Origin of the sequence: Methanosphaera cuniculi (assembly GCF_003149675.1) — an archaeon.
Lineage (GTDB): Archaea > Methanobacteriota > Methanobacteria > Methanobacteriales > Methanobacteriaceae > Methanosphaera > Methanosphaera cuniculi.
On sequence record NZ_LWMS01000014.1, the window covers coordinates 1 to 24877 of the forward strand.

At 28.0% G+C, this 24877-nt stretch carries 24 protein-coding genes; 7 read left to right on the top strand and 17 right to left on the bottom strand.

All coding sequences use genetic code 11. From position 1 onward, the window contains the following. The first annotated feature begins 324 nt into the window (after positions 1 to 324). The 4 genes from MSCUN_RS02895 to cgi121 are packed head-to-tail and all read left to right on the top strand — an operon-like array spanning position 325 to position 4629. Positions 325 to 1485 (top strand): geranylgeranyl reductase family protein, encoded by a 1161-nt coding sequence (locus MSCUN_RS02895; RefSeq protein WP_095608860.1) that lies wholly within the window; start codon positions 325 to 327, stop codon positions 1483 to 1485. Next, the gene (locus tag MSCUN_RS02900; protein WP_095608861.1) at positions 1470 to 2537 is read left to right on the top strand and encodes a TIGR01177 family methyltransferase; all 1068 of its coding nucleotides are present in this window, start codon (positions 1470 to 1472) and stop codon (positions 2535 to 2537) included. The genes MSCUN_RS02895 and MSCUN_RS02900 overlap by 16 nt, the downstream gene beginning before the upstream one ends. Before the next feature lie 58 nt (positions 2538 to 2595). Beyond that, a complete protein-coding gene (locus MSCUN_RS02905) occupies positions 2596 to 4086 on the top strand; it encodes a (R)-citramalate synthase (RefSeq protein ID WP_394338958.1) in 1491 nt (496 codons plus the stop codon). A gap of 6 nt (positions 4087 to 4092) precedes the next feature. Then, on the top strand, positions 4093 to 4629 hold the full coding sequence (gene cgi121 / locus MSCUN_RS02910; RefSeq protein WP_095608863.1) for a KEOPS complex subunit Cgi121: 537 nt from the start codon (positions 4093 to 4095) through the stop codon (positions 4627 to 4629). A 50-nt stretch (positions 4630 to 4679) separates the two neighbouring features. Here the strand turns inward: cgi121 and MSCUN_RS02915 are convergent, their stop codons facing one another. From MSCUN_RS02915 to MSCUN_RS02935, 6 genes are all read right to left on the bottom strand, one after another. After that, positions 4680 to 4868 (bottom strand): hypothetical protein, encoded by a 189-nt coding sequence (locus tag MSCUN_RS02915; protein WP_095608864.1) that lies wholly within the window; start codon positions 4866 to 4868, stop codon positions 4680 to 4682. 61 nt (positions 4869 to 4929) lie between these two features. Beyond that, positions 4930 to 5445 carry a hypothetical protein gene (locus tag MSCUN_RS02920; RefSeq protein ID WP_095608865.1) on the bottom strand — a complete coding sequence of 172 codons (516 nt, stop codon included), beginning with the start codon at positions 5443 to 5445 and terminating at the stop codon, positions 4930 to 4932. A 187-nt stretch (positions 5446 to 5632) separates the two neighbouring features. Further along, the gene (locus MSCUN_RS02925) at positions 5633 to 6235 is read right to left on the bottom strand and encodes a hypothetical protein (RefSeq protein WP_143744868.1); all 603 of its coding nucleotides are present in this window, start codon (positions 6233 to 6235) and stop codon (positions 5633 to 5635) included. A gap of 236 nt (positions 6236 to 6471) precedes the next feature. Further along, a complete protein-coding gene (locus MSCUN_RS08280) occupies positions 6472 to 6642 on the bottom strand; it encodes a hypothetical protein (protein ID WP_170104013.1) in 171 nt (56 codons plus the stop codon). A gap of 81 nt (positions 6643 to 6723) precedes the next feature. Then, positions 6724 to 7746 carry a PLP-dependent aminotransferase family protein gene (locus MSCUN_RS02930; RefSeq protein ID WP_095608867.1) on the bottom strand — a complete coding sequence of 341 codons (1023 nt, stop codon included), beginning with the start codon at positions 7744 to 7746 and terminating at the stop codon, positions 6724 to 6726. Between the two features lie 47 nt (positions 7747 to 7793). After that, complete coding sequence (locus MSCUN_RS02935; RefSeq protein WP_095608868.1) at positions 7794 to 8957, bottom strand: Nre family DNA repair protein; 1164 nt, start codon at positions 8955 to 8957, stop codon at positions 7794 to 7796. A 142-nt stretch (positions 8958 to 9099) separates the two neighbouring features. Between MSCUN_RS02935 and MSCUN_RS02940 the strand changes: the two genes are divergently transcribed. Further along, entirely contained in the window at positions 9100 to 9873 is a 774-nt protein-coding gene (locus MSCUN_RS02940) for an NAD(P)-binding domain-containing protein (RefSeq protein ID WP_095608869.1), read from the top strand. A 972-nt stretch (positions 9874 to 10845) separates the two neighbouring features. On the opposite strand, the gene MSCUN_RS02945 is transcribed toward MSCUN_RS02940, so the two are convergent. The 3 genes from MSCUN_RS02945 to MSCUN_RS02955 form a co-directional block, all read right to left on the bottom strand. Continuing rightward, entirely contained in the window at positions 10846 to 12147 is a 1302-nt protein-coding gene (locus MSCUN_RS02945; protein ID WP_095608870.1) for an ATP-binding protein, read from the bottom strand. Positions 12148 to 12274: 127 nt separating this feature from the next. Further along, complete coding sequence (guaA, locus tag MSCUN_RS02950; RefSeq protein WP_095608902.1) at positions 12275 to 13201, bottom strand: glutamine-hydrolyzing GMP synthase; 927 nt, start codon at positions 13199 to 13201, stop codon at positions 12275 to 12277. Between the two features lie 50 nt (positions 13202 to 13251). Beyond that, positions 13252 to 13818, bottom strand: coding sequence for a GMP synthase subunit A (locus tag MSCUN_RS02955; protein ID WP_095608871.1), 567 nt, complete (start codon positions 13816 to 13818; stop codon positions 13252 to 13254). Between the two features lie 141 nt (positions 13819 to 13959). Here MSCUN_RS02955 and MSCUN_RS02960 point away from each other — a divergent pair, with 141 nt between their 5' ends. Beyond that, on the top strand, positions 13960 to 14565 hold the full coding sequence (locus MSCUN_RS02960) for a DUF447 domain-containing protein (RefSeq protein ID WP_095608872.1): 606 nt from the start codon (positions 13960 to 13962) through the stop codon (positions 14563 to 14565). 118 nt (positions 14566 to 14683) lie between these two features. Here the strand turns inward: MSCUN_RS02960 and ade are convergent, their stop codons facing one another. From ade to MSCUN_RS02975, 3 genes are all read right to left on the bottom strand, one after another. Continuing rightward, entirely contained in the window at positions 14684 to 16306 is a 1623-nt protein-coding gene (gene ade, locus MSCUN_RS02965) for an adenine deaminase (protein WP_095608873.1), read from the bottom strand. Positions 16307 to 16856: 550 nt separating this feature from the next. Then, positions 16857 to 17489: a hypothetical protein gene (locus MSCUN_RS02970; protein WP_095608874.1), complete on the bottom strand. Its 633-nt coding sequence runs from the start codon at positions 17487 to 17489 to the stop codon at positions 16857 to 16859. Positions 17490 to 17581: 92 nt separating this feature from the next. Next, positions 17582 to 18769, bottom strand: a complete 1188-nt coding sequence (locus MSCUN_RS02975; RefSeq protein ID WP_095608903.1) for an NAD(P)/FAD-dependent oxidoreductase — start codon at positions 18767 to 18769, stop codon at positions 17582 to 17584. 242 nt (positions 18770 to 19011) lie between these two features. On the opposite strand from MSCUN_RS02975, the gene MSCUN_RS02980 reads away from it, so the two are divergent. Then, positions 19012 to 19581 carry a M48 metallopeptidase family protein gene (locus tag MSCUN_RS02980; RefSeq protein ID WP_095608875.1) on the top strand — a complete coding sequence of 190 codons (570 nt, stop codon included), beginning with the start codon at positions 19012 to 19014 and terminating at the stop codon, positions 19579 to 19581. Positions 19582 to 19613: 32 nt separating this feature from the next. Here MSCUN_RS02980 and frhB read toward each other — a convergent pair whose 3' ends face one another. The 5 genes from frhB to glmU form a co-directional block, all read right to left on the bottom strand. Beyond that, a complete protein-coding gene (gene frhB, locus MSCUN_RS02985; RefSeq protein WP_338041734.1) occupies positions 19614 to 20516 on the bottom strand; it encodes a coenzyme F420 hydrogenase subunit beta in 903 nt (300 codons plus the stop codon). A 20-nt stretch (positions 20517 to 20536) separates the two neighbouring features. After that, on the bottom strand, positions 20537 to 21316 hold the full coding sequence (gene frhG, locus MSCUN_RS02990; protein ID WP_095608876.1) for a coenzyme F420 hydrogenase subunit gamma: 780 nt from the start codon (positions 21314 to 21316) through the stop codon (positions 20537 to 20539). A 107-nt stretch (positions 21317 to 21423) separates the two neighbouring features. Further along, complete coding sequence (frhD, locus tag MSCUN_RS02995) at positions 21424 to 21900, bottom strand: coenzyme F420-reducing hydrogenase, FrhD protein (protein ID WP_095608877.1); 477 nt, start codon at positions 21898 to 21900, stop codon at positions 21424 to 21426. 39 nt (positions 21901 to 21939) lie between these two features. After that, positions 21940 to 23160 (bottom strand): coenzyme F420 hydrogenase subunit alpha, encoded by a 1221-nt coding sequence (frhA, locus tag MSCUN_RS03000; protein WP_095608878.1) that lies wholly within the window; start codon positions 23158 to 23160, stop codon positions 21940 to 21942. 349 nt (positions 23161 to 23509) lie between these two features. Continuing rightward, the gene (gene glmU, locus MSCUN_RS03005; RefSeq protein WP_095608879.1) at positions 23510 to 24808 is read right to left on the bottom strand and encodes a bifunctional sugar-1-phosphate nucleotidylyltransferase/acetyltransferase; all 1299 of its coding nucleotides are present in this window, start codon (positions 24806 to 24808) and stop codon (positions 23510 to 23512) included. Between the last annotated feature and the right edge of the window lie 69 nt (positions 24809 to 24877).

Here is a 24877-nt window from a genome sequence, read left to right on the forward strand (position 1 = left end):
ATAATAGTTTTTCTCTTAATAAAATTATAAGATTTCTAAGATGAGTATTAATATAAATAATAAAAATTTTTTTTATAAATAAAAAACATAAATAAATAATATAATAACAAAAATATAAAGGTTAATATTTTACACTAATACTTTTTTTTATACAAAATATAAGGAATAAAAGAAGATTTTTTTTTTAATATAAAAGAAAAAAAATTATTCAAGAAAAAAATAAAATAAAAAAAAATGGGAAGAAAAGATATATATTTTTTTTCATACTTACCTTAGAAATTCTCTTTTTTTATTTTATTTATACTAAAGTTGGAATGAAAAACAATGACAGATTATGATATTATAGTAGTAGGTGCAGGACCTATAGGATCTACATATGCATATAAAATGGCAAAAAAAGGATATAATGTAGCCATGTATGACATGAAAAACCGGATAGGTCAACCACTACAATGTGCAGGACTTGTTTCAACAAATATTGATAAAACAAGAAATTTACCAGATGAGTTTATAGATAATAAACTAAAAGGTGCAAATCTAATATCACCAGATAAAACACAAATACAAGTATCAAAAGATGAAACATCAGCATATGTAATAGACCGAGTATTATATGATAAATATCTTGTAAATCGTGCAGAAGATGCTGGAGTTGATATGTATTATGCAACTCGTGTAGTTGATGTAGATATAAACAATACAATGATAAAAACAGAACATGATACATACTCATCTGATGTAATATGTGTAAGTTGTGGACCTAACTCATCAACATCAAAAAAGATGAATCCTAATATAATAGATGAATCATTTCTTGCAATGCAATACATAATAAAAACACAAAATACAAATACAAACTATCTGAATTTACACATAGATACAAATACACTACCTGGATTCATATGGAGAATACCTGTAAGTCCATTTGAATCTAGATTAGGACTATTTACAACAGGATCATACCAGCATGCAGCAAAAATACTTAATCAATACCTAGAAACAAAAGACACAATAGCTGAAAAAGTATATGGTCTTATACCAAAATTTAATCCTAAAAAGAAAATTGTAAAAAATAACACCTTCCTAATAGGTGATGCTGCAAGTCAAGTAAAACCCACAACAGGTGGAGGACTAATAGCAGGATTTAACATAACAGATATAGCAGTAGAAAACACTGACTTAATGCTTAAAAATCATGATAACAATTACCTAAAAAAGTATGAAACAGACTATCATACATTATATGACAATGAATTTAAAACTCAACAAAATGTACAAAAAATAATGAAAGATTTAACAGAAGATGACTTTAACTACATGTTTAAAATACTAAGACAATACAATGTAGATGAAATAATATCACAATATGGAGATATGGATAATCAAACCCAACTTATAAAACAACTTATAAAAAGTGGAATAATATTTAAATTAGTACCAAAAATAGGAATAAGGAGACTGAAAAATATATGGAAATCACAGTAATATTATCACAAGAAAATGAAACACTACCAAAAGCAGAATTAATAGCACGACTTGAAACACTAGAAATAAGCTATGAAATAACACAGGAATATCCTGGTGTATTATCATTTAAAACAGATGCAACTGATGATGAAATACTTAAACTAGGAGAACACCTAGGATATACTCATGAAATACTAAAATCAATCACAACAACACTACCTGAACAACTACAAGAATCAATTGAAACTATCAACTGGGAAGACCATATAAATGGAACATTCAAAGTACGTGTTAAAAGAATGGGAAATGGAGATGTAGATAAAGATAGTATAGAACGAAACATTGGAGGATACATAAAACAACAAACAAATGCAGATGTAAATCTTGATAACTCAGATACCACAGTAAAACTAGTATACACAGATCCAAAAACACAAACAAATGAATTTAAAGAAGAACGAGTAGTAGGATATAATAAAGTAATAATAACAACCCAGCTAATAGAACAAGATAAAAAACACTTCTTTGATAACAAACCACATAAAAGACCATACTTCCATCCTGGATCTATGAGTCCAAAACTAGCATTATGTATGGTAAACTTAGCTCATACAAAAGAAAATGACACAGTACTAGATCCTTTCTGTGGAACAGGTGGAATACTAATAGAAGCAGGAGATCTAAACACACGACTTATAGGATCAGACATTGAAAAATGCATGTATGAAGGATCAAAATTAAATCTGGCACATGAAGGATTTGATGATTTTGAAATACACTGGGAAGATGTACGAAAACTTAACTTAGATGAAAAAGTTGATGCTGTAGCAATGGATCCACCATATGGAATATCAACAACTCTTGGTGGTGATGATACAAAACAACTCTATACAGAAGCACTAAATTCAATAGCACAATACATAAAAGATGATGGATACATCTGTATGGCATCACCTCACTACATAGACTTATATGAAGTAGTTGATAATACACCACTAACTATAAAAGAACAACATGAAATAAGAATGCATAAAAGTTTAACCAGAATAATAACAGTACTAACTAAATAATAAAAACTATATTTTAAGAAAAAAATATAAAATAGAAAAAAAGGATGGGAGGCTAAATATGATGCATGAAAATATAAACATATTTGACACAACACTACGTGATGGAGAACAAACACCAGGTGTACTAATTACATCAAATGAAAAACTAAAAATTGCAAACAAACTTGATGAATTAGGTGTTGATGTAATTGAAGCAGGATCAGCAATAACATCTAAAGATGAACAAGAAAGTATCAAACTAATAACAGAAAACAATCTTAATGCAGAAATATGTAGCTTTGCAAGACCACTACAAATAGATATAGACACAGCAATAGAATGTAATGTAGATTCTGTAAACATAGTAATACCATCATCAGACTTACACATCGAATTTAAACTCAAAAAAACTAGATGTGAAGTTGAACAAATGGCAATTGATGCTGTAGAATATGCAAAAGATCATGGACTAATAGTTGAACTTTCATGTGAAGATGCAACACGTACAAGTGTTGATGATCTAAAATCATTATATACAAAAACTATAGATGCAGGTGCAGATCGTATATGTGCATGTGATACAGTAGGAATACTAACACCTGAAAAATCATATAACTTCTATCATGAACTATCAAAACTAGATATACCACTAAGTGTTCACTGTCATAACGACTTTGGACTTGCTGTAGCAAATACACTTGAAGCACTAAATGCTGGTGCAACACAAGCACACCTAACAATAAATGGACTAGGTGAACGAGCAGGAAACGCAGCACTAGAAGAAGTAGTAATGGCACTAGAAAGCTTATATAATGTACATACACACATTAAAACAGAACTATTTTATGAAACATCACAACTTGTAGAATCAATAAGTGGAGTAGTACTACAATCAAACAAATCAATAGTAGGAGCTAACGCATTTGCACATGAATCAGGAATACATGCGGATGGAGTATTAAAGAAATCTGAAACATACGAGCCAATAAAACCTGAAGTTGTAGGACACAGAAGACGATTTATTCTAGGAAAACATGTAGGAAAACATGTAATACATGAAAAAATAAAAGAAACAAACACAGATGTTACAGATGATGAACTAAACCAGATATTTATGAGAATAAAAGCACTATCTGATATGGGAAAAACAGTAACAGATGTAGACTTACAAGCAATAACAGATGACATACTAAACATAGACATAGATGAATCAATACACCTAGATGAATACACAACAGTATCAGGAAATAGAGTAACACCAACAGCATCAGTAAAACTAAAACTAAATGATGAAGATAAAATAGAAGCAGCAGTAGGAGTAGGGCCTGTAGATGCAGCAATAGCAGCAATCCAGAAAACACTACAAAACACAGTAGACATAACACTCGAAGAATACCATGTAGATGCAATAACCGGAGGAACTGATGCACTAATTGATGTACTCATAAAACTTAAATGTGATGATAAAATCATAACAGCAAGAAGCACACAACCTGACATTATAATGGCAAGTGTAGATGCATATCTTAAAGGTGCAAACAAAATACTAACAGATAAAAAAAGAAAATAAAGGAAAATGGGTAATATAATGGAAGATCTACAAAAACAAATCTTAGATGAAAAACAAATAACCATCCACACATACCAAGATAACATAGTAGATAACATACCAGAACTACTAGGTAAAATAAATGAAATAACACAACAAAATCCAGACTCAACAATACAACTACTAGATACACAATACATTTGTGGAAAAAAACATCTAAAACAAGCAATAGCAGAAGCAATAGTAGCATTTAAAAACAATACAAACTTTGCAAAAGACCTGGGACTTGAAATATGTGTACGTACATCAGCACAAAAACAAATAAAAGATGCAATAAAACTACTAGGAATTAAAACCAGTGGAAACATAACAGTCATCTACATAAACACCCGTGATGATCAAATAAAACAAGTTGAAGAAATACTAAATACAAAAAATGACACACTAATTGATGAGTATGATACAAACACAATAAAAAAAGCATATAAAATAGATTGTGAAGATGATACTGATATTTTAGATATGTTAAATGAAAAAATAGCAATGCTAGTTATAAAAAACTAGACAATACCATTTTAAACTTTCAAATAAAAAGTTACACTCTCTTTTTTTTCTTATTTTTTAATCTTTTTTATCTGATTTGATTTAAGAATATAAATTATTACTACTGCAATTAAAGCTCCAACACCATAACTAATAAAAAGATGATTATCTGTGAAAAATCCCATAACAAACAATATGAGAGCAATAATAACAGTAACAGCTAATGAGTTATTTGAAATATTAGACCATTCAATATCCATAAATTTTCACCTCTTTTTGACTACTTTTCTTATTTTTTTTCATTTTTCTGCTAATACTTTATTATAGATGAACACCCATAACTCTACAACCTACACCACATACAATTAACATAGTAAATAAGGTATATACCCAAAAACCATCATAAGTCTGTAAATTAACAGGAAAAATTTTATCTGTATAATCAATAAATATAACAGAAACTTCAATAACAAAAGTAACTAGAATAACTAGTAAAAACTTTGAATTTAAAGTAAGAATATATTGTACCACTCCAAAATAATAACAACTAATCATAAGAAACAATGTTAAAATACAATAATAAGATAAAGGATAACCTCCAGGTCTAAAATTAACAATTTTAACTTTTGTTTCTGAAACTTTAATGATTTCTGGTTCATGAAATACCTTTCTATGTACAATGAAAATCATTGGAATTATTGTCCATATAACAAGTAAAGTACATAATCTATATAATATACTTGGATATATTAAATTTGGAATTTCCATAATAAAAAAAATTACACACATATCTAAAAAAAAAGTTAAAAAGGAAATATTTTCCTCTTTTAATTGCAAAACTAGGCAAATCCTTCCCATCATAAAATGGCTTATCAGCCTTACTACTAAGATAAAGATAAAATGGTCTTAGTATAAAATATTCAAATAAAAATATTCCTACCAGAGTAAGAATTATAAATATTGGAATAATTCGAAATTCATTTATATATATAACTCATAATCATCACTAAAAATATAATTTTTTTTATAATCTAAATGCAATGTAAAATATATTCAGTGCTACAATTAATGTAAATATCCAAAATCCACTTTCTTTTTGCATATTAAATGGCATTATTTTATCAGTAAAATCAACAAAAATTATCATAACTTCAAAAATTAAACAAAAAACAATAACTAAGAAGTATTTGAAATTATTTAACATAATATATGCTAATACTCCAAAAACAAAACAGAACATCATATTAAATATTGTTAAAAGTATATAATAAGATGATGAATATCCACCATCTTTAAAATTAACTAATTTTGTATAGTTATCTGAAACTTGTATAATCTCAGGATCATGAAAAATATTTCCACGTCCTTTTATAATAAAACATGGAAGAAGCATTATTATAATTAATATTGTACCTAGTATGTAATTTTTTCCTGGAAATAAAAGTTCAGGAATTACAAATGATATAAAACAAAATACTAAAGTCAATAAAATATTATGAATATACATATATTTTCCATTCTTAAAAGCAAATAATGGTGCAATTTTTCCATCATAAAATGGTTTATCAGCCTTATTACTAACGTAGGTATAAAAAGGTTTTAAAATATATAAATCACAAATAAGCATAATAAGAAATCCAAGAAGTACAAAAAATGTAAGAATTTCAAACCAACTAAAGTTATTAAATAAATTATTTATCATATAAAACACCATTTATAATTTTTCATATCCACAAGTTTCAACGAATGCATTCCATCCACCTTGAAGTAAATAATCCTTAGTTTCTTCTTTAAGATAGTTATTAATGTTAGAATTAATTTACTATTTTTTTTCACTAAAAAGGGAGGTTATTGATTTTTTTTTTATTCTACATTTTCTTTAAGATAATATAAAAAAAAGCAGATGGTTATCATTGCAAGTCCAAGAGTACTACATTTTGGAAATTTTATAATAAAACCAGTAATTAGAAGTATAAATCCTATTATTGATCCAATTATAAGTTGATTGTTTTTAGTATTTTTAATGTTTATCATATTTTTTCAGTCTTCTTCTTTTTATATATTATATATTTTATAAAACATCATTATTAAAACTAATTTTAAAAAAGAAGTTTATTAATCTATATTTTCTTCTTCTTCTTGTTGTTGTTTTATTGTTTCTGTTATTATCATAGCTAGTTTTTCTATGTTTTCTTTTGTTAGTGAGTCTGGGTCTAGGTTTTTTATTTCTATATTTATTGTTGGTTTTTTTATTCGGTTGTTATTTGGTCCTGTTGTTATGATGTTTTTGTTTTGTGTTATTTTGAGTTGTTGGCGTATTTGGTATGCTAGTTTTTTGGTTTTGCTTTTTGATGGTGTTTTTATTATTGTATTTATTCCTTTATTATCTTCAGGGTGTATCAGGTAGTAGTCTGTGTTATCTTCTAGTTGTTTTTTTATGAGTTGTTTTAGGTAGTTGTTGGCTTTTCGTGTTTTATTTAGTGTATGTGGTGCATTTGGTATTTCTTGTTTTATTCCAGCACATGTTATGTTATCTGCTTTTAGTGTTTTTATTAGGTGTGTGTTTAGTTTTATTTTCTGTGTTATATTGTTTATGAATCCACCATTTTTTATGTTTACTATTTTTGGTGTTCCTGTTGATGTTATTTGTATATCTGCATATTCTGGATTTGTTAGTGTTTTATCTCCCATTACTCCTGATATGTCATTTATTAGTAGTATATCATGTTTTTTACATATCTGTGATATTTCAGGTAGTGATTGTTGTTTGTTGTAGGCTCCAAGTGCTGTTATGTAGAGTGTTTTTATATCAGTATTTTGTTTTATGAATTCATCTAGTGTTTTGGGATTTATTATTGCATTATCAGTTGGAATTTTTATAATCTTCTTATCTAGTATCTGGGCTGATTTTTCAACTCCATTCCATCCTCCCATATCAGGTACTGCTATTGTATCATCTACTGCTTCTAGTACTGTGAATATACAACTATTTGCACTATTAAGTATTGTTATATTACCTGGGTAGTGTTGTTGTATTGTTTTAATTGCTTCGCTGTAGTAGTCATTACTAGTTGTTAGTGCTTGTTGCATTGCTTTTTGTATTTCTGGGTTTATTTTTTTATATTTAAGTTCTAACATTTTCTTTTTTAATCCTCTCTTTTTTTTTGTTTTATATCTATTTTTTTTTAGAAGAACATATCTAGTGTTGTTTGTCTTTGTTTTAGTATGTCATCAAGTAGATCACTTGCTTTGATATAGTCATCTGTAGGTAGTTCGGTTTTTGTATTTATATAGTTTATGGCTTGTTTTAGTGTTTCAAATTCTTTTGGTTTTTTATTTAGTGCTTCGCGTGTGTTTTGTCGCATATTCCATACTCCTAGTGGTATGTATTCATCATTTGATTCTCTAAATACTATTACTCCTGCTTGTTTTTTATCTCGCATTAGTTGTTCTAGTACTGCCATTTTTATAGCATAGTATCCTCCACCAAGTCGTGAGTATTCTTTTTTGCCTTTGTTATTTTCATAGTCTGTGAATATTATTGGACGTCCTTTGTAGTTTGTGAATGCTTCCATTAGTTCAAATTGCCATGGTGTTGGTATTTCAACTACTATTATTTGAATTCCATAAGTTTTATGTTCATATACATGGTATGTGTCAATTGTTGGATTGTATCGTACATCCTTAAGCAAGTTGTTTGCTATTGTTGTATCTACTGCTGTTATTGACCATCTGGTTGGTACGAGTTTTCTGTTTTTCTTTTCTCCCATTGATCCTACTGAAAATGCTTTTTGTATCTGGGTAAATGGTATGTCTTTTTTATGTAGTATGTCTACTGCATCTTTTGCTTTAAGATCTGTATCATAGTATGTTTTTTCAAGTTGTCGATCCCATTTTATGTTTTCAATATCAAATTTCTTAAGTACTCCACTTGGTCCGTGTGGTGCTTCTTCGCGTCCTATCATTATTCCTGTTGGTTTTTTGTTGAATTCTGCTTCACTTTGTACTGATTTTTTTGCCATTGATACTTCTTGTAGTTTCATTATGTAGTTGTTTTCTACATCATCTACTGCTATTGTTTGTTTTCCACGTACTAGATTTAGTCGGTAGTTTATGATTTGATCTTGTGATGTTTGACTGTTCATCCATGTTTCTGGTTGATCCATTATTGCTGAGTTATGTTCTGATGTTAGTAGTGGTCCTGCAAATACTTTGGGGTAGTTGTAGCTTCCTATAAATACTGATGGTGGTGTTGTTCCTTCTATTTGTTTTGATGTTATTTTTGTGTTTTTCATGTTGTAGAACTGTTGGGTTAGTTGTTTTAGGTGTTCATATTTTTTTTCCATCATTGTCTTATTTACCCCTTTACGTAATTTTTTTTTATGTTTATTATTTTTTTATGTTTTTTTTATTAGATAATATGATTCCTTTTTTTTATCCAGTTTTATATATAAAAAATTTAATTAATGGATTGTTACTATATTATGTATTATGAATAATGATGACTTTTTTAAAAATAAGATTGGTATTATTGGTGCTGGAAATATAGGTCAAGCACTTGCATTAAAATTAAAAGAAAAGAAGGTTACATCAGATAACTTACTTGTTTCATATAATGGTTCTATTTTCACATTTAGTAATCTTTATGATAAGGATCTTGTAGATAATATTGCAGATAATAGTCGTATTGTAGATGAATGTGATATTATTATACTATCTGTTACTCCACAACAATTTAGTCAAATTGGACAATTTAATCTTAATGATGATACACTTGTAATTTCATTTATGGCAGGAATAACTATTGATGAGTTACAAAAACAAACTGGATCATCTAATATTATTAGAATTATTCCAACAGGACCTGATACAATATGTGATGAAACAGCAATAGCAGGAGCATATCCACAACAAGATATAACAGATTATATATTTGATCTTCTAGGATTTGATGTTTATAATGTTAAAAATGAAGATGAGTTAAAATACATGTCTGTTGCAGGATGTCTTCCAGCTGTATTTACAAAAGTAGATCTAGATACAAATTTAGATGATATTAAAAAGTTTGCAGTTGATTTTCCAGATTTTATTGAAATTGCAAAAAAGGCTGATAAACTAAAAGCAACTGAAAATAAGGATGAATTTATTAAATCATTCATGACTAAAGGTGGGATAACTGAGGCAATTATTAATTCACTTGATGATGGTGATAGTTTATATGATGCATTAGTTGCAGGATTAAAACGTAATGATGAATTAAGCTAGAAAAAGTGTTCATGTTTAATTTTTAGTAATAGTAATTAAGTTTTTTTTATAAATAAAATAAGAGAATTTTTTTTTGTAAAATTAGTATTTTTTATAATGTGTAAAAAAATAAGAAATGTTTTTATTTTAAAAAAAAGGAAAAGATTTTTGTGATCTTCTATCTCTACTATACTTTTTTTTTTATGTGCAAAAATTTTTTTAGGAAATAGCTTTTTTTTTCTAAAAAAAGTATGTATTACAAGAAAGAAAATATTATTTTTTTGATTGTTTTTATTAGATTCTTGGCTTTATCATATTTTTAACTCCGGATGCTTGAGTTTTTTTATGATTCATCTAATAAAATTGTGCATTTTTTTTATTTTCTTTTTTGTGTTTTTATAGTTTATTTTTTTCGTGTTTCTTTTTTATTTTAACTAGGAGTGATGAGTTAATTTTTTTTTCATAATAGGCTTTATTTTTTTTGGCTTTTTACATTTTATATATTTTTGTTAAAAAAATTTTTTTTTATATCTAATAATAGGTGATTTTTTTTAAATATGTTTTTTTATATTAACTATCCCTTTTTTTTGTATGTGCGGATTTTTTTTTAGGATAGTTAATTTTTTTTTATCTTTTTTTAACTTTTTTTGGGCTTTTTTTTATAGTCTTTATTTTTTTTAACTCATTTTTTGTAATAAGAATTTAGTTTTACCTAAATTTTCTTACAATTAATATATTATTATTTTGTAGTATATAAATATTTAGGTACACCTAAAAATATTTGTAGTAAATAAAATATTTTTTTATTAATACATAGGATATAATTTTATGGTTACCTAAATATTGACAATAATGATATTGTCATGTGGTTTTTTTAGGCTTGCCTAAATACTTCCACAAATAGTATTATATCATCCTTAGTATATAAAGGTTTAGGTATACCTAAATATTAAATTTTATAAATAATCAAATAAAATCCAAAAAAACCTAATCTCAACCAAGTAAATAATAAATTAACTGCTCAGCAGTACGACCAGAAGGACTACCATGATTAACAATCCATTTTTTAGCCTCATCTTTTAATTCATCATCAGATAATTTTATAGAATTAAATTTACGTGATAAACTAATAACAATATCAACATACTCATTAAAAGTAGGTTTATAATATCCAATACTAATACCAAAACGATCAACCAAAGATAACTTCTCACGAACAGTATCAGAATGATACATATCCTCACTTGCACTCATATCAGTTCGTTCATTCCAAGTTTCCTTAATAAGATGACGACGATTAGATGTAGCATAAATTAAAATATTATCAGGTAAAACTTCAAGACCACCCTCAATTAAAGCTTTAAGATACTTATATTCACTTTCTGATTCTTCAAAAGATAAATCATCCATATAAATAATGAAAAAATAATTACGATCCTTAATTTCAGATATTAACTCTGATAAATACTTAGTTTCATGTTTATAAACTTCAATAATACGAAGACCGCGATTATAATAACGATTTAAAATAGCTTTAATACTACTGGATTTACCAGTTCCAGCATCACCATATAATAAAACATTATTAGCTTTATATGAATTTATAAAAGCTTCTGTATTACGAATAAGTGCTTGTTTTTGTACCTCATATCCAACAAGATCATCAAGCATAATACTATCATTAAATGATGTAATAGGAATAATTAATTCATCATCACTATTTTCACCAGATAGTTTAAATGCTTTATTAAATGCAAATTTTCCAACTCCAAATTTTTGATAAAAACGACATAAATGTGAAAATAAAATTGTTTCATCTAAGTTAGTTGGAATACTTTCTATAAAATCATTTAATATAATACTTGCATGTTGATTTTTAGGTTCATATGATAGTGGTGTATAATTTGATATTATTGTAAATGAATTAATTAAAAGTTCATCTTCAAGTCTGCTAAAATCATAATCCATAAGTTCAATAAATATTTTTAAATCTTCAACTGCAAGTTTGCTTATTGAAAAATCTGATATATCTTGATTATTTCGTCGTTCAACCATTAGTGTAAATATATTTTCAGAAGATGTAAGTAAATATATCAGGTAATCATGCCATAAATTACCAGTAAATGAATAGTAATCTGCTATTTTAAGTATTTTATTTACTTGTTCATTTATTTTTAGTGTTGTGGTTTTCTTATCTATTTTAGCTGTGTGAAAATCATGTATTATATCTGATAGTTCATAGAGTATTGTGTCTTTATTATTAAAAATTACAAGTTTTGAAACTAGATCATACATAAAAAATTTACTCTCCTTTATAAAATGAATTCTATATTAAATATTTTTATTTAGATTTTAATATTTTATAAAAAAAATTAATAAAAAAAATAGTGTGGTGGTGATCTAAAATCTTTAAGTATTTTTTTTATTCAAATTCTATAGTACTTGGTGGTTTGTTACTAAGAGATAATGATACATGTGTTATTTCAGGTACATTTGCTGTGATTTGTTGTGATACTTTATGTAAAAATGGCCATGGTATATCAGGTACATTTGCTGTCATTGCATCAAATGATTGCACCATACGTATAACAACAAGATATCCGAAGTCTCTTTGATCTCCTTTTACTCCTGTTACTTTACTATCTGTTAGTACTACAAAGTATTGCCATAGATCTTTATCTAGACCTTCTGCTTCTACATTTTCATTAAGTATTGCATTTGCTTCACGACAGATTCTTAGTTTTTCTGCTGTTACATCTCCAAGTACACGTACAGCAAGTCCTGGTCCTGGGAATGGTTGTCTGTCAACTATTGCATCAGGTAAATTAAGACTTCTACCCACTTCACGTACTTCATCTTTATATAATTCACGTAGTGGTTCTATTATTTTAAGTTCTAGACCATCAGGAAGTGTTAAGTTATGGTGTGATTTTATATTTCCTTCACTTTCAATCCAATCTGGTGCAATTGTTCCTTGAAGTAAGAATGTTGCTCCTGACTTTTTAGCTTCACGTTCGAAAACTTCAATAAACTTATGACCAATAATCTCACGTTTTTTCTCAGGATCACGAATTCCACTAAGAGCTTCAATAAACTCATCTTGTGCATCAACAAGTTTAAAATTAAGTCTATCTTTAAATGTATCTTCAACTTGTTTTGCTTCATCTTTACGAAGAAGTCCATGATCTACAAATATTGCTTCTAGTTGATCACCAATAGCTTCTGATGCTAAAACTGATGCAACAGAACTATCTACTCCACCTGAGAGTGCTATTATTACTTTTTCATCTTTTACTTCATCTTTTATATTTTCAATTGATTCTTCTATAAATTTTGCTGTATCCATCATCATAACTTAATACAATCCCCCAAAAAAATTAATTTAACTCTAAAAAATTTCTACTCTTTTTTATATTCTTCACATATCCTATTGAAGTTTTCAAATAATTCTCCACCTTGTGGTGTATGTTGAACTTCAGGATGAAATTGAATACCATAAATAGGTTTATTCTGGTGTTTCATAGCTTCAATACTACACATACTAGAATCAGCTAGTATATCAAAATTATCAGGAAGTGTTACAACTTCATCTTTATGTGATGCCCATACTTTAATCTTTTGACCCATATCATCAAATAATCCTTCTGATTTAAGAATATTTATCTCAATTTGAGCATAACTTTCAAGTTCAGCAGATTTTGTTTTTCCACCAAAAACTTCAGCAATAATTTGATGACCAAGACAAATTCCAAGAATTGGAACATCAGCATCTTCTATAATTTGCTTACAGTTTCCAATATTTTCAATAGATGGACCTCCACCAAGAATAATTCCATCAGGTTTTAAATCCATAATCTCATTAAAACTAGTAGTATTTGCAATAAGACTATTTTCAATACCCAGATATGTTAAGGTTCTTGAAATTCTATGATTATACTGTCCAAAATTATTTATAATTACAATCATTCTATTTTTTCCCTTAAATGTAAATTTTATTAATATTAAAAAATTTCTAAATATAATATATATTTATGTAGTTACAATAATATAATTTTATAGTATCAAAAGGAAAAAAATCAAAAAAAATAAATAAGGAGTATAAAATTTATGATAGATATACCAGCAGAAAAAAATACACTCTATGAAATACTACTAACAACTACAAATAAAGATCAATCATATAATACAAAACCATTTGGAATAACAATAACAGATGAAGATAAAATACACATAACAATATTTCCAAACAGAACATTAAAAAATATACAAAGAAATCCAGAAATTCTAATTCAATTTACACAAGATGCACTAACATACACAAAATCAGCACTCTCAAAATTAGAATCTGATGATTATATAGATTCAGATATGAAAATACTTAAAAAAACAGATTATGTAATAAAAGCAAAAGTAGTGGATATAAAAGAAGAACAAATACATGATCAGTTTTCACGTACAATGAAAGCACAAATAATGTGTGAAATAGAAGATATTCAAAAATTACATGATAAAATACCTACACTAAGTAGACCAACAGCACAGATAATAGAACATCTAGTTAAATACTCACGAGTTAAATTTATGAATATAGATGAGAAAAAAGCATTCTTATCTGAAATTGATGAATCAGCATCTCTTATAAACAGACAAGGAAATGAAGATCATAAAGAAGCTTTAAAATTAATACATGATGCACTTGAAAGTAGAATCTAATTTATTAACCATCTTTACCTATTTTTTCTTTTAACTTATCAGCTGTTTTTTAATACAATGTTTAATTATAATTTATTAAAAAAAAAGTAGAAAAATAAGGGTGGTGATATGATTATTCTTATTGTTTTATAACATCAATAAATTCTTGTTTATTAACATCAAAAAGACCCTTGTTTGTCATCTTTAATGTTGGTACAACAGGAAGTGCGATAAATGAAAGTGTTGTAAATGGACTTCTAAGATTACATCCCATACTTTTTACAAATTCATTAAGTTCATTTGATTTTTCAGCAACACTTCCTGCACTATCAGGACTCATAAGACCTGCAATAGGAAGTGGAAGATCAACAGTCTCATTAGCAGAAACAGCTACAAGTCCTCCTTTATTTTTATGAATATTATTAACAGCCTCAGCCATGTAATGTCCATTTGTACCTACAACTATAACATTATGAGAATCATGACTTACACTTGAGGCAATTGCCCCATTTTTAATACCAAATCCACGAACAAAACCATTAGCAATGGTATTGCGTCCATATCGGTCAAGAACACTTATTTTTAAGACATCTTCAAATACTGATGGTATAACATTACCTTTTTCAACATTAAGCTTAGCTGTAGATGTTCCTGTGATAATTGAATCATCATTAACAGAAATTACATTTACAATTGCACTATTAGCTTTTGGATTTGGCATTTTAACGTCAAAATCATTAGCATTACGATGTTTAAGATTAATGGTATTTCGTACACTCTTAGGATTTGCACGATATAATAATTTTTGTTTTTTATATATTGTATTACCATTAATAATTACACGTTTAACATTGAAATCCTCAAGATTATCAACAAATACTAAATCAGCTTTACGACCTGGTACAATTGCTCCAGCATTAATACCATAATGTCTAGCAGGATTACATGTTACAAGTTTAATTGCATCAAATGGATCCATTCCAAGATCAACAGCTTTACGAAGAGATAAATCAAGATGTCCTTCAATAAGATCTTCAGCTTTAAGATCATCAGATACTAAAAAATCACCGCCACTATGAAGTAGTGCTTCAAGTGAATGATTTTCTGATCCTTCACGAATCATTATTTTCATACCTTGACGTTTCTTTTCCATTGCTTCTTTTAATGTGGTACATTCATGATCTGTACTTATTCCACATTTTACATATTCTTGTAAGTCAAAGCCTGAAAGTAGAGGTGCATGTCCATCAATAGGTTTTTCATGTTTTTTTGCAACTTTAATTTTATCCATCATCTTTTTATCATGAGCTATAACAGCAGGATAATCCATAACCTCACCAAGTGCTACAAAATCATCACGATCAAATAATGAGTCAATATCATGTGCATTAATTTTTCCACCTGCAGTTTCAAAGCTTGTTGTTGGAACACATGATGGTGCTGTGAAATAATAGTTTAATGGACTGTGTTTTGCATCTTCATACATATATTCAATACCTTCCATTCCCATTACATTTGCAATTTCATGAGGATCTGCAACAACAGATGTTGTCCCATGTTTAAGTGCTACTTCTGCAAATCGTGATGGAGTAAGTAGTGAACTTTCAATATGAATATGTGAATCAATAAATCCTGGTACAATTAAGTCTTTAAAGTACTTATTAACTTCCTTGATAGATTGGATAATTCCATGCTCAATTCTTATTTCTGCTGGATACACTTCATCTGTGTAAACATTGAGAATATTTCCTTTAATTATCATTTTTCCAATTATCTCCCAAATAGTATAATTTTTAGGTTTATATTTTTTATTTTATCAGTCAAAAAAAAGCTAAAATAAATATTTTTTTTTAACATTTGAAATAAAAATGAACACTGAAAAAAATGGTTACTGTATTTTTTCTTAGATAAATAAACTAAATATTCTATCTATTTTGAGTAAAATCGATTTATTTGAATAATTCTACAGAAAAAAGGATTTTTCTTTAAAAAAAATAAAATATTATTCCCAAAAATTAATTTATATTGATCCTTAGTTTTTTTCTGTAAAAAAAGTCATATATTACTGATTATATACTTGAAAAAGTCACTGATTCAAATATTAAATAAATATCTTCTTTTTTTAGCCTGTATCTAAAAATAAAATTATTTCCTCTTTTTTATTAATCTATAAAAAAAGAATATTTTCTTTGAAACAATCTTACTTTTAGTTATGTAATAATAAGATTTGTAATAAGCTATTATTAAAAGTATTATATAAAAAAAATGAGTGTAATTTAAAAAAAAATAGATTGATGAGAAAAATAATATGATTACATTATTAGTATTTCAGATATGTTAATTCCATATTCACGTTCTTTATAGGTGAAGTTATACTCTTCTTCCTCATCAAAGTAGGCATGCTCTACTCCATCTTTATTTAAGCCATATTCTAATGCTTCATAGAGTTGTTTTTGCATGTATGTTTTTGGATCTTCATCAAAATATATGTCTGTTTTATTATTTCCAACTACAACATTAAAATTTAAACATTCAACTTTTTCTATATCCCATATTTCACAATTTATATGCTGAATATATGAGTTAACCTCAATATTATGAATAAAGAATGTTATATTTAATCCACTAATATCTATCTTTTCAACTATTGGATCATCATAGTCTATATTTTGTGATATTTTTTTAATTTTATCTTCATACTTTTTATCAGATTCCACATAGTTTATTAGTGTATGATAGATCTGGTTTGTATCATCATCTAGTTTATCCCATGTTTTTATATGAGAAGTATTAAAGTATTCATCATTGATTGGATCTTTATATTCTGTTTGTGTTATCTCATTTGATTCATTTATTGTAGTTTTTATTTCTATTGTTTTATTATCATATGTTAGTGTCTGGTATATTATTTTATCTTCTAATGATGGAATTTCACGGTATGTCATGACATAATCTCTTCTACTTTTTTTTCTCATGCTAAGATAAGTATTTTTTTTTTGGAAGGGGAAATAAAAGTTTATAATTTCCTATTTTTTTTCTAGAATAATTTTCTTAGTTTAAATAGACTGCGTGGTGATGCTTTTATGAATGCTTTTATAAGATTTTTTAGTGAAAATGTGTCAAATTGGAATGTTGAGAGTATTTTAACATATTCATTTAAATCTTCATCAGATAAATCATAGAGGAAGTCTCGTATTTTAATATATTTTTTAAATGGTTTTTTTATGTTCTCATCAATATATTTAACATATTCTTGTAAGTTTTCTTTAGAATAATCATTTTCTTTCACAGCTTTTGCTGCTGTTTTTCCTGCTACCATTCCACTTTCTATTGCTGTATCTATTCCTCCACCTGTAACAGGATTCACACACCCTGCAGCATCACCTACGAGCATAAAGTTATCTGCTACTATTTCATCAAATACTCCACATAATGGATTTCCTCCAACATTAATTTCAACTTTTTGTGCATCTTTTGTAACATCACAGTTTGCTATGAAATCATCAAGGTATTCTTTTGCACTTTTAGTAGCTTTTGTTGGATTAATATCAATTCCTACATTTGCTGTATCATATCCTTTAGGGAATATCCATACATATCCTCCTGGTGCTACACTTCCAAAGTAGAATACTATTGCACGATTATTATCCATTTTAAGATTGGTCATTTCATACTGTGCACCAGATTCCATTTCACTTTGAGGTACTTTTGTATTAATTCCAGCCCAGTGACTTACATGTGCTTCAGGACCATCAGCACCTATAACAATTTTTGCTTTAATAAGTATCTTTTCTGAATCAAACTTTCTAAGTTCAACAATAAAACATCCATCATCATCACGAGACATTAAAATAGCCTCTGTTTTTATCATAGTTTGTGTACCTTCACGTATTGCATCAACTGCTAGAAGTTTGTCAAATACTTTACGTTCAAGTACAACACCTGTAATATTTTTATCAATATTATCATGTGTAAATTTAGCTTTAGTATTATCTGGTGATATTACTGTTGCACCTTCAATACGTCGTGCAATACAACGTGGATCAATTTCAACTCCTAATTTAGCAATATTTTCATCACTAATTCCTTCAGCACAACGTTTAGGAGTTCCTATTTCTGATTTTTTATCAACAAGTAAAGTTTTTGCTCCTTCTTTTGCTGCCCATTTTGCTGCAGTTGATCCTGCAGGTCCTGCTCCTATAACTAATACATCAACTTCTTTAATTTCACTCATATTATTAATTCCCTTATAAATTTACATTTATTTTGTTAAATATTATAGTATGTATTTATGTAAATTTTAGATTAAATATTTTAATATTATAAATTACAGATGACTAAATATAAAAGAAATATAAATAATTATAAGATAAAATTGTTTAATATAAACTAACATTATACTTTTTTTTACACTAAAAATAAAGAAAATTAAAAGTCACTTAGTATATAAAAAGAAAAAAAAATATTATGAAAGTAAAAATAAAAGATATTACAATTACATGTACAGCGATATATCGTAAAGTAAAATATATTCGCTTTGAACTTACATATGATCATTTAAATCTCATAATACCAGAGAAAACAACACAAAGTATTGAAGATATAATAAAAATAAAAGAAAACTATCTTTATAAGAAAATTAAACAATACCAACAGCTAGAATCAAATACAACGAATCTAGAACTTAACACATTATCTGATGTAAATCTTAGAAAACTTGTAGATAAATTTATTAAAATATATGAAAAAAAGCTTAATGTATCTGTTAATCGTCTTCAATATAGACAAACTAAGTATAAATGGGGAAGTTGTTCAATACGAGGAAATATTACACTTTCATATGATTTAAAGTATTTACCAGAAAAACTAATTAAGTATATTGTTTATCATGAACTTACGCATTTAATAGTACTTAAGCATAATACTGAATTTTTTAATATTATAAAAAAGGAGTTTCCAGACTATATTAGTCTTGATGAGGAGCTTAAGTTATATGAATTTAACATATTTAAAACCAAAAAAAGAGGAGAATATTAAAAAGAAATACTCATCCTTTTTTATCTTTTTTTTTATCGGTTTTCATAAACATCTGTTTTATCACGTGAATGTTTAAATGGAATATTTAATCCAAGATCTAATTTTTTATCAATATTTTTCTGATTTTTAGTTTTCTTTTGTTTTGAAAGTTTTTCAAGCATTTCAATTCCAAATTTTCCAGGATTAGTTTCTGTTACTTCAATTTCTCCTTCTTCTATTGCTCGGTCTACTAGTGTTTTACCTTTGTTTGTTCTTTTAAAGATTGTTGACCATCCTGGTTTTGCACCTACAGAACCACATGATGCATCAGAAAGTTCACCTAAATAGTCAAGACAGTAGTTACATCCTGTTTGTTCAAATCCATGTGTTTTTTTAAGTGGTATTGAACCTTCACCATCAGTATATGTGATGAAAAGTTTTCCTTTTGATATATCAAGTTTTGTTACTTTAGATAATGGTACTCCTACTGTATCTTCTACAAATGTTCTTATTGATTCATATGGGAAGTTTTCCATACAATATATACCAAGAACAAGTGCAATATTTTCAGACACATTTCTAAATCCCATTGGGTATGATTGTAGTTTTCGTATTCCCATTATTTGACAAGGTGTTCCTATAGTTCCTATTTTTTCAAGTCCATATTCACGAGTTGCTTCTTTTAGAAGTGATACATTAGGACACATGGTGTATTTTGTTCCAGCTCCTTTAAGTATTTCTTTTTTTGTTGTTGCAACTAGTGGTTCTGGTTTCCATGGATCATCACTTGGTGCTGCTACAATTGTTCCATCAATCATTCCATCTTCTAATGCAAAAGATAGAAGTGTTGTTACAATTCCTCCATCTTGTGATTTTTTAAGTACTTTTTTATCTACTGCACGTACAGTTATAATTTCTTCGTAAGATCCGAGTATTGGATCGTTTGTTATATTCAACTTTTATTCCTCCATTTAACTTATTGTTCTTTTTGCATGTCTTTTCTTATTTGATCAATAGGCCACCAGCTTCTTGTACATTGATAGTAGCATAATCCGCATTTTACACATCTATCACAGTTAAATAGTGGTCTTCCATCTTTCATTGTCATTGCACGTGTTGGACATGCTGCTGCACATGTTCCACATCCTATACATATTGATTGGTTTACTATTTTCTTTTGTAGGTCGCATCCACATGCTTCTTTGTTTTTTGCAAATTCCATGAATGGTTTTAGGTATTCCATATCATTTGTTGCAGCAGCAAGTATTACTTTTTTAATTGATTCTGGTGATGGTGGACATCCTGGTATTGCCATGTCAACATCAACTATATATTGAAGAGGTACAAATGATGAATGTTGTGGTTGTGCTTGTTGTCCTCCTTTTGCATATACTGTGAATCCTCCAGTTGATGCACATGACCCAAATGCAACTAGTAGATCTGCTTTTTCTCTTGCTTCTTTAAGTTCTTTTATTGAATGTTCATCTTCAAGACATACAGATCCTTCAATTAGTACTATATCCATTTCTGGCATATCCCATCTGTCTATTAATGTTGTTCCATATACGATATCTACAGCATGTAGTAGATCTACAAGATCATCATAGTTTTCTGTAAATGACATTAGATCTCCAGTACAACCTGATAGGTGTATGTATCCAACTTTTAGTTTTTGACCTTTTGCTTTTTGTTGTGTTGTTTCTGGTTCTGCTTTACTTTCTTTGTTTGTGAATATATTTTTTATTTTGCTAAGCAAGTTTCTCACCCTTTTTTTTTATTATCTTTATTATTTTTTTTCTTATCCATTTTCCAATTAAAATCTTTTTATTTTATAATCCAATGTTTTAGGGGAAGTTTTCTCTTTTATTTTTGAATCATTTCATCTAATGTTTTTTTGGTTAATTCTACTATTTCTGGAATTTTATTTTCTAAAGTTTCAGATAAGCCCATTTCCATTTCTAATGGTACATCTTCAGGTTGACATACTATAAGTTTTATGTTTATATTATCAGCTAGATCATGTAGTGGATATGTTACACTCATTCCATGTACATCCATATATCTATCTGATTCTTTTATCTCATCAACTTCTAGAACTTCTATATGTCCAGGTTTACTTTGTAGTTCTGCAATATCTATTATTATGATGTTTTTCCATTTATCCTCAGGTAGTGTGAAGATGTAGTGTGGAGCACTTGTTGCTCCATCTATAAGATGTGTATCTCCAGGAAATTCTATATTATGTTCTTTCATATAATTTATTACTTCAGGTCCTAGTCCATCGTCTTTATAGAGTATATTTCCGCATCCTACAATTAGATTTTCATGATTATATGACAAGTTATATTCTCCCCTTTTTTTTGCATGTCTTTTTAAAGATTATAATTGTATCATTTCATTTTTAAGTACTTCTTTGGTTTCATCATCACGTACTATCATGTGTGTTGCACAAGAAAGACATGGGTCATATCCTCGTATTACATCTGGTGCATAATCATGGTGGAATCCTTCTGTTGCAAGTCCCATGGTTGGTATGTTCCATGTTGTTGGTACAATTGCACGGTAATCTGAGATATATCCTTCTGGTGATACTTTTGCTGTATGTATATTTGTTCCACGTGGTCCTTCTATAAATCCTACTCCCATATGGTCTGTTCCTTTTATTTCGAATTTTGCCATTACAGATGCTGATGTATCTAGTTGATCTACTAGTTCTAGTATTCTATTAGCAGCAGTTATCATTTCTTCTGCACGTGCTAGGTTTTGTGCTTTTGTTCCTCGTTCTTTGAATTTTCTGAATTTTTCTGCTCTTGCTCTTGGTCCTGTTTCAACTACTTCTCCACGATATAGTGGTATTTGTGTACATGCTCGTTTTCCAATTTTTTCTGTGTCATACCAGGATTCTGGTAGTATTTCTTCAATATCTTGCATTGAGTATGCTGTGTTAGATCCATAGGTGTTTGATGATGCAAATACAGGTTGTTTATGTTCTCCTAGATGTTTTGGTAGTTCTTTTTCTTCAATGAAGGTTGCCATCATTTCTACATGTTCTTTAAGTAAATTCATCATTCCTTGGATTCTAGTTTTTACTTTGTTTTTTGCATTTTTGGTTATGTTATGTGCCATTCCACCAATTCTTATATCTGATGGGTGTATTCCTTCACCACCTACTATGTCTTCTACAAATTGGGAGTGTTTTCTTATTTCTGATACGTTTCGTATTACATCATCCCTTTGATCTTCTGGTACATAGTCAGGTGCTATTAGAAATTGGTGTATTGCATGTGAATTTATGATGTGTGCATTTAGACACATTTCACGTAGGTATTTTGCATTTTTTGGTATGTCTATTTTTAGAGAATCATCTATTGCTTCTACTGATGCAAGGGTATGTGTTACTGGACATACTCCACATATTCTTTGTACAAGTATTGGTGCTGTTTCTGGTCTTTTTCCAACTACCATTTTTTCTAGTCCACGTACTGGTGTGATACTAAAATAGCGTCCTGTAGTTACGATTCCTTCTTCATCAACTTCCATTGATAGTTCTGCATGTCCCTCTTGTCTGGTGGTAGGGGATATTACTATTGTTTCACTCACGTTAAATCACCTATTATTTGTTTTTTTTTTAAAATATTGTTTCTTTTATAGTGTTTTTTTTTTTATGTCGAGAAAATTTTTTTTTTTAATTTATTTATAAAGCAGTTATTTTTTTTTAAAGGTTTTTTTTATGTGTTAAATTTTTCAAAGTATGAAGTATATTTCCGACATTTATAGTATATTAAATATATTTGTTAATAGCTATTAATAAAACTACTCTAAAAATCATGATAAATTATTTAATAATCGTTACAAAATTAGATTTATTTTAAATAAAATTAAATAGAAGAAAATGAGAATAAAAAAAAGAGTATTTTAAAAAAGAAAAGATGAGTATTATATAATTATCTTATTTATCATCTTCATCTTTTCTAATTTTACGAATATCAAGTTCACAACGAGCAGTAACTAGAGAATATGAGTCAATATCCTGATATAATACACATCCTGCATTAATAAAAGATCCATTACCAATCTTAATACCAGGATTTACACTTGTATTAATACCTGTTTTTACACCATCTCCAAATATAGCTCCAAGTTTTCTAAGTCCTGAATCTATACGTTTTCCCTTAACTGTTACAGGTACATGCTGATCATCAAATCTTAAATTTGCAAGGTTTGTACCAGCACCAAGATTACAGTTAACACCAATTACAGAATCACCTACATATGAAAGATGATTAACATTAGTATTATCCATTATAATACTATTTTTTATTTCAACAGCATTTCCTACATCAACATTATTACAAAGACAAGTAAATGGTCTTAAATATGTATTAGGTCCAACATCACAATTATCACCAATAAATACAGGACCTTGAATATAACATCCTGATCTTATAATACTATTTTTACCAAGATGTAATGCTCCATGAATTGTTACATTTTCTTCAACTTCACCTTGTATGTCATCTTCCATTTTTTCAAGGAATTTCTGGTTAGACTTAAGAAGTTCCCATGGTCTTCCCACATCCATCCAAGGTTCTTGTGAAATTAATCCTAGAATTTCATATTCTTTATCTAATGTTATTTGAAGAGAATCAGTTATTTCATATTCATTTCTTTCTGATATTTCAGTTTCACGTATTGCATCAAATATTTCCTGACTAAAAAGATATATTCCAGCATTAGCAAGTTGACTAGGTGCATTTTCTGGTTCTGGTTTTTCAACTATTTCAACTATCTTATCATTTTGCATTGATACAATTCCATAATTTGATGGATCATCAACTTCAATAAGGGTAAGTACAGCTTTAACATCATTACTACGTCTTGTTGCATATTTTTCAATTAAGTTACGAATAAGATCATAGCTTACAATAATATCTCCATTTAATACAATGAAACTTTCATCAATATATTTCTCAGCTGTTGCTATTGCATGTGCTGTTCCAAGTTGTCCATCTTGAAGTGCATAGTTAATATTTACTCCAAATTCACTTCCATCACCAAAGTATTCTTCTATTACTTCATGTTTATATCCTACAACGAGTGTTATATCTTTAATTCCTGCATCTCGTAGTGATTCTATATTATATTGAATTAAAGGTTTTCCTCCTGTTATGAGCATAGTTTTTGGTCTTGTGGTGGTTAAAGGACGCATTCTTGTTCCTTCACCGGCTGTTAAAATGATAGCTTTCATCTAAATTTCATCCTTTATTTTTTTTTCTTATTATTATTATTATTTTTAATGAATAAATAAATATAATTA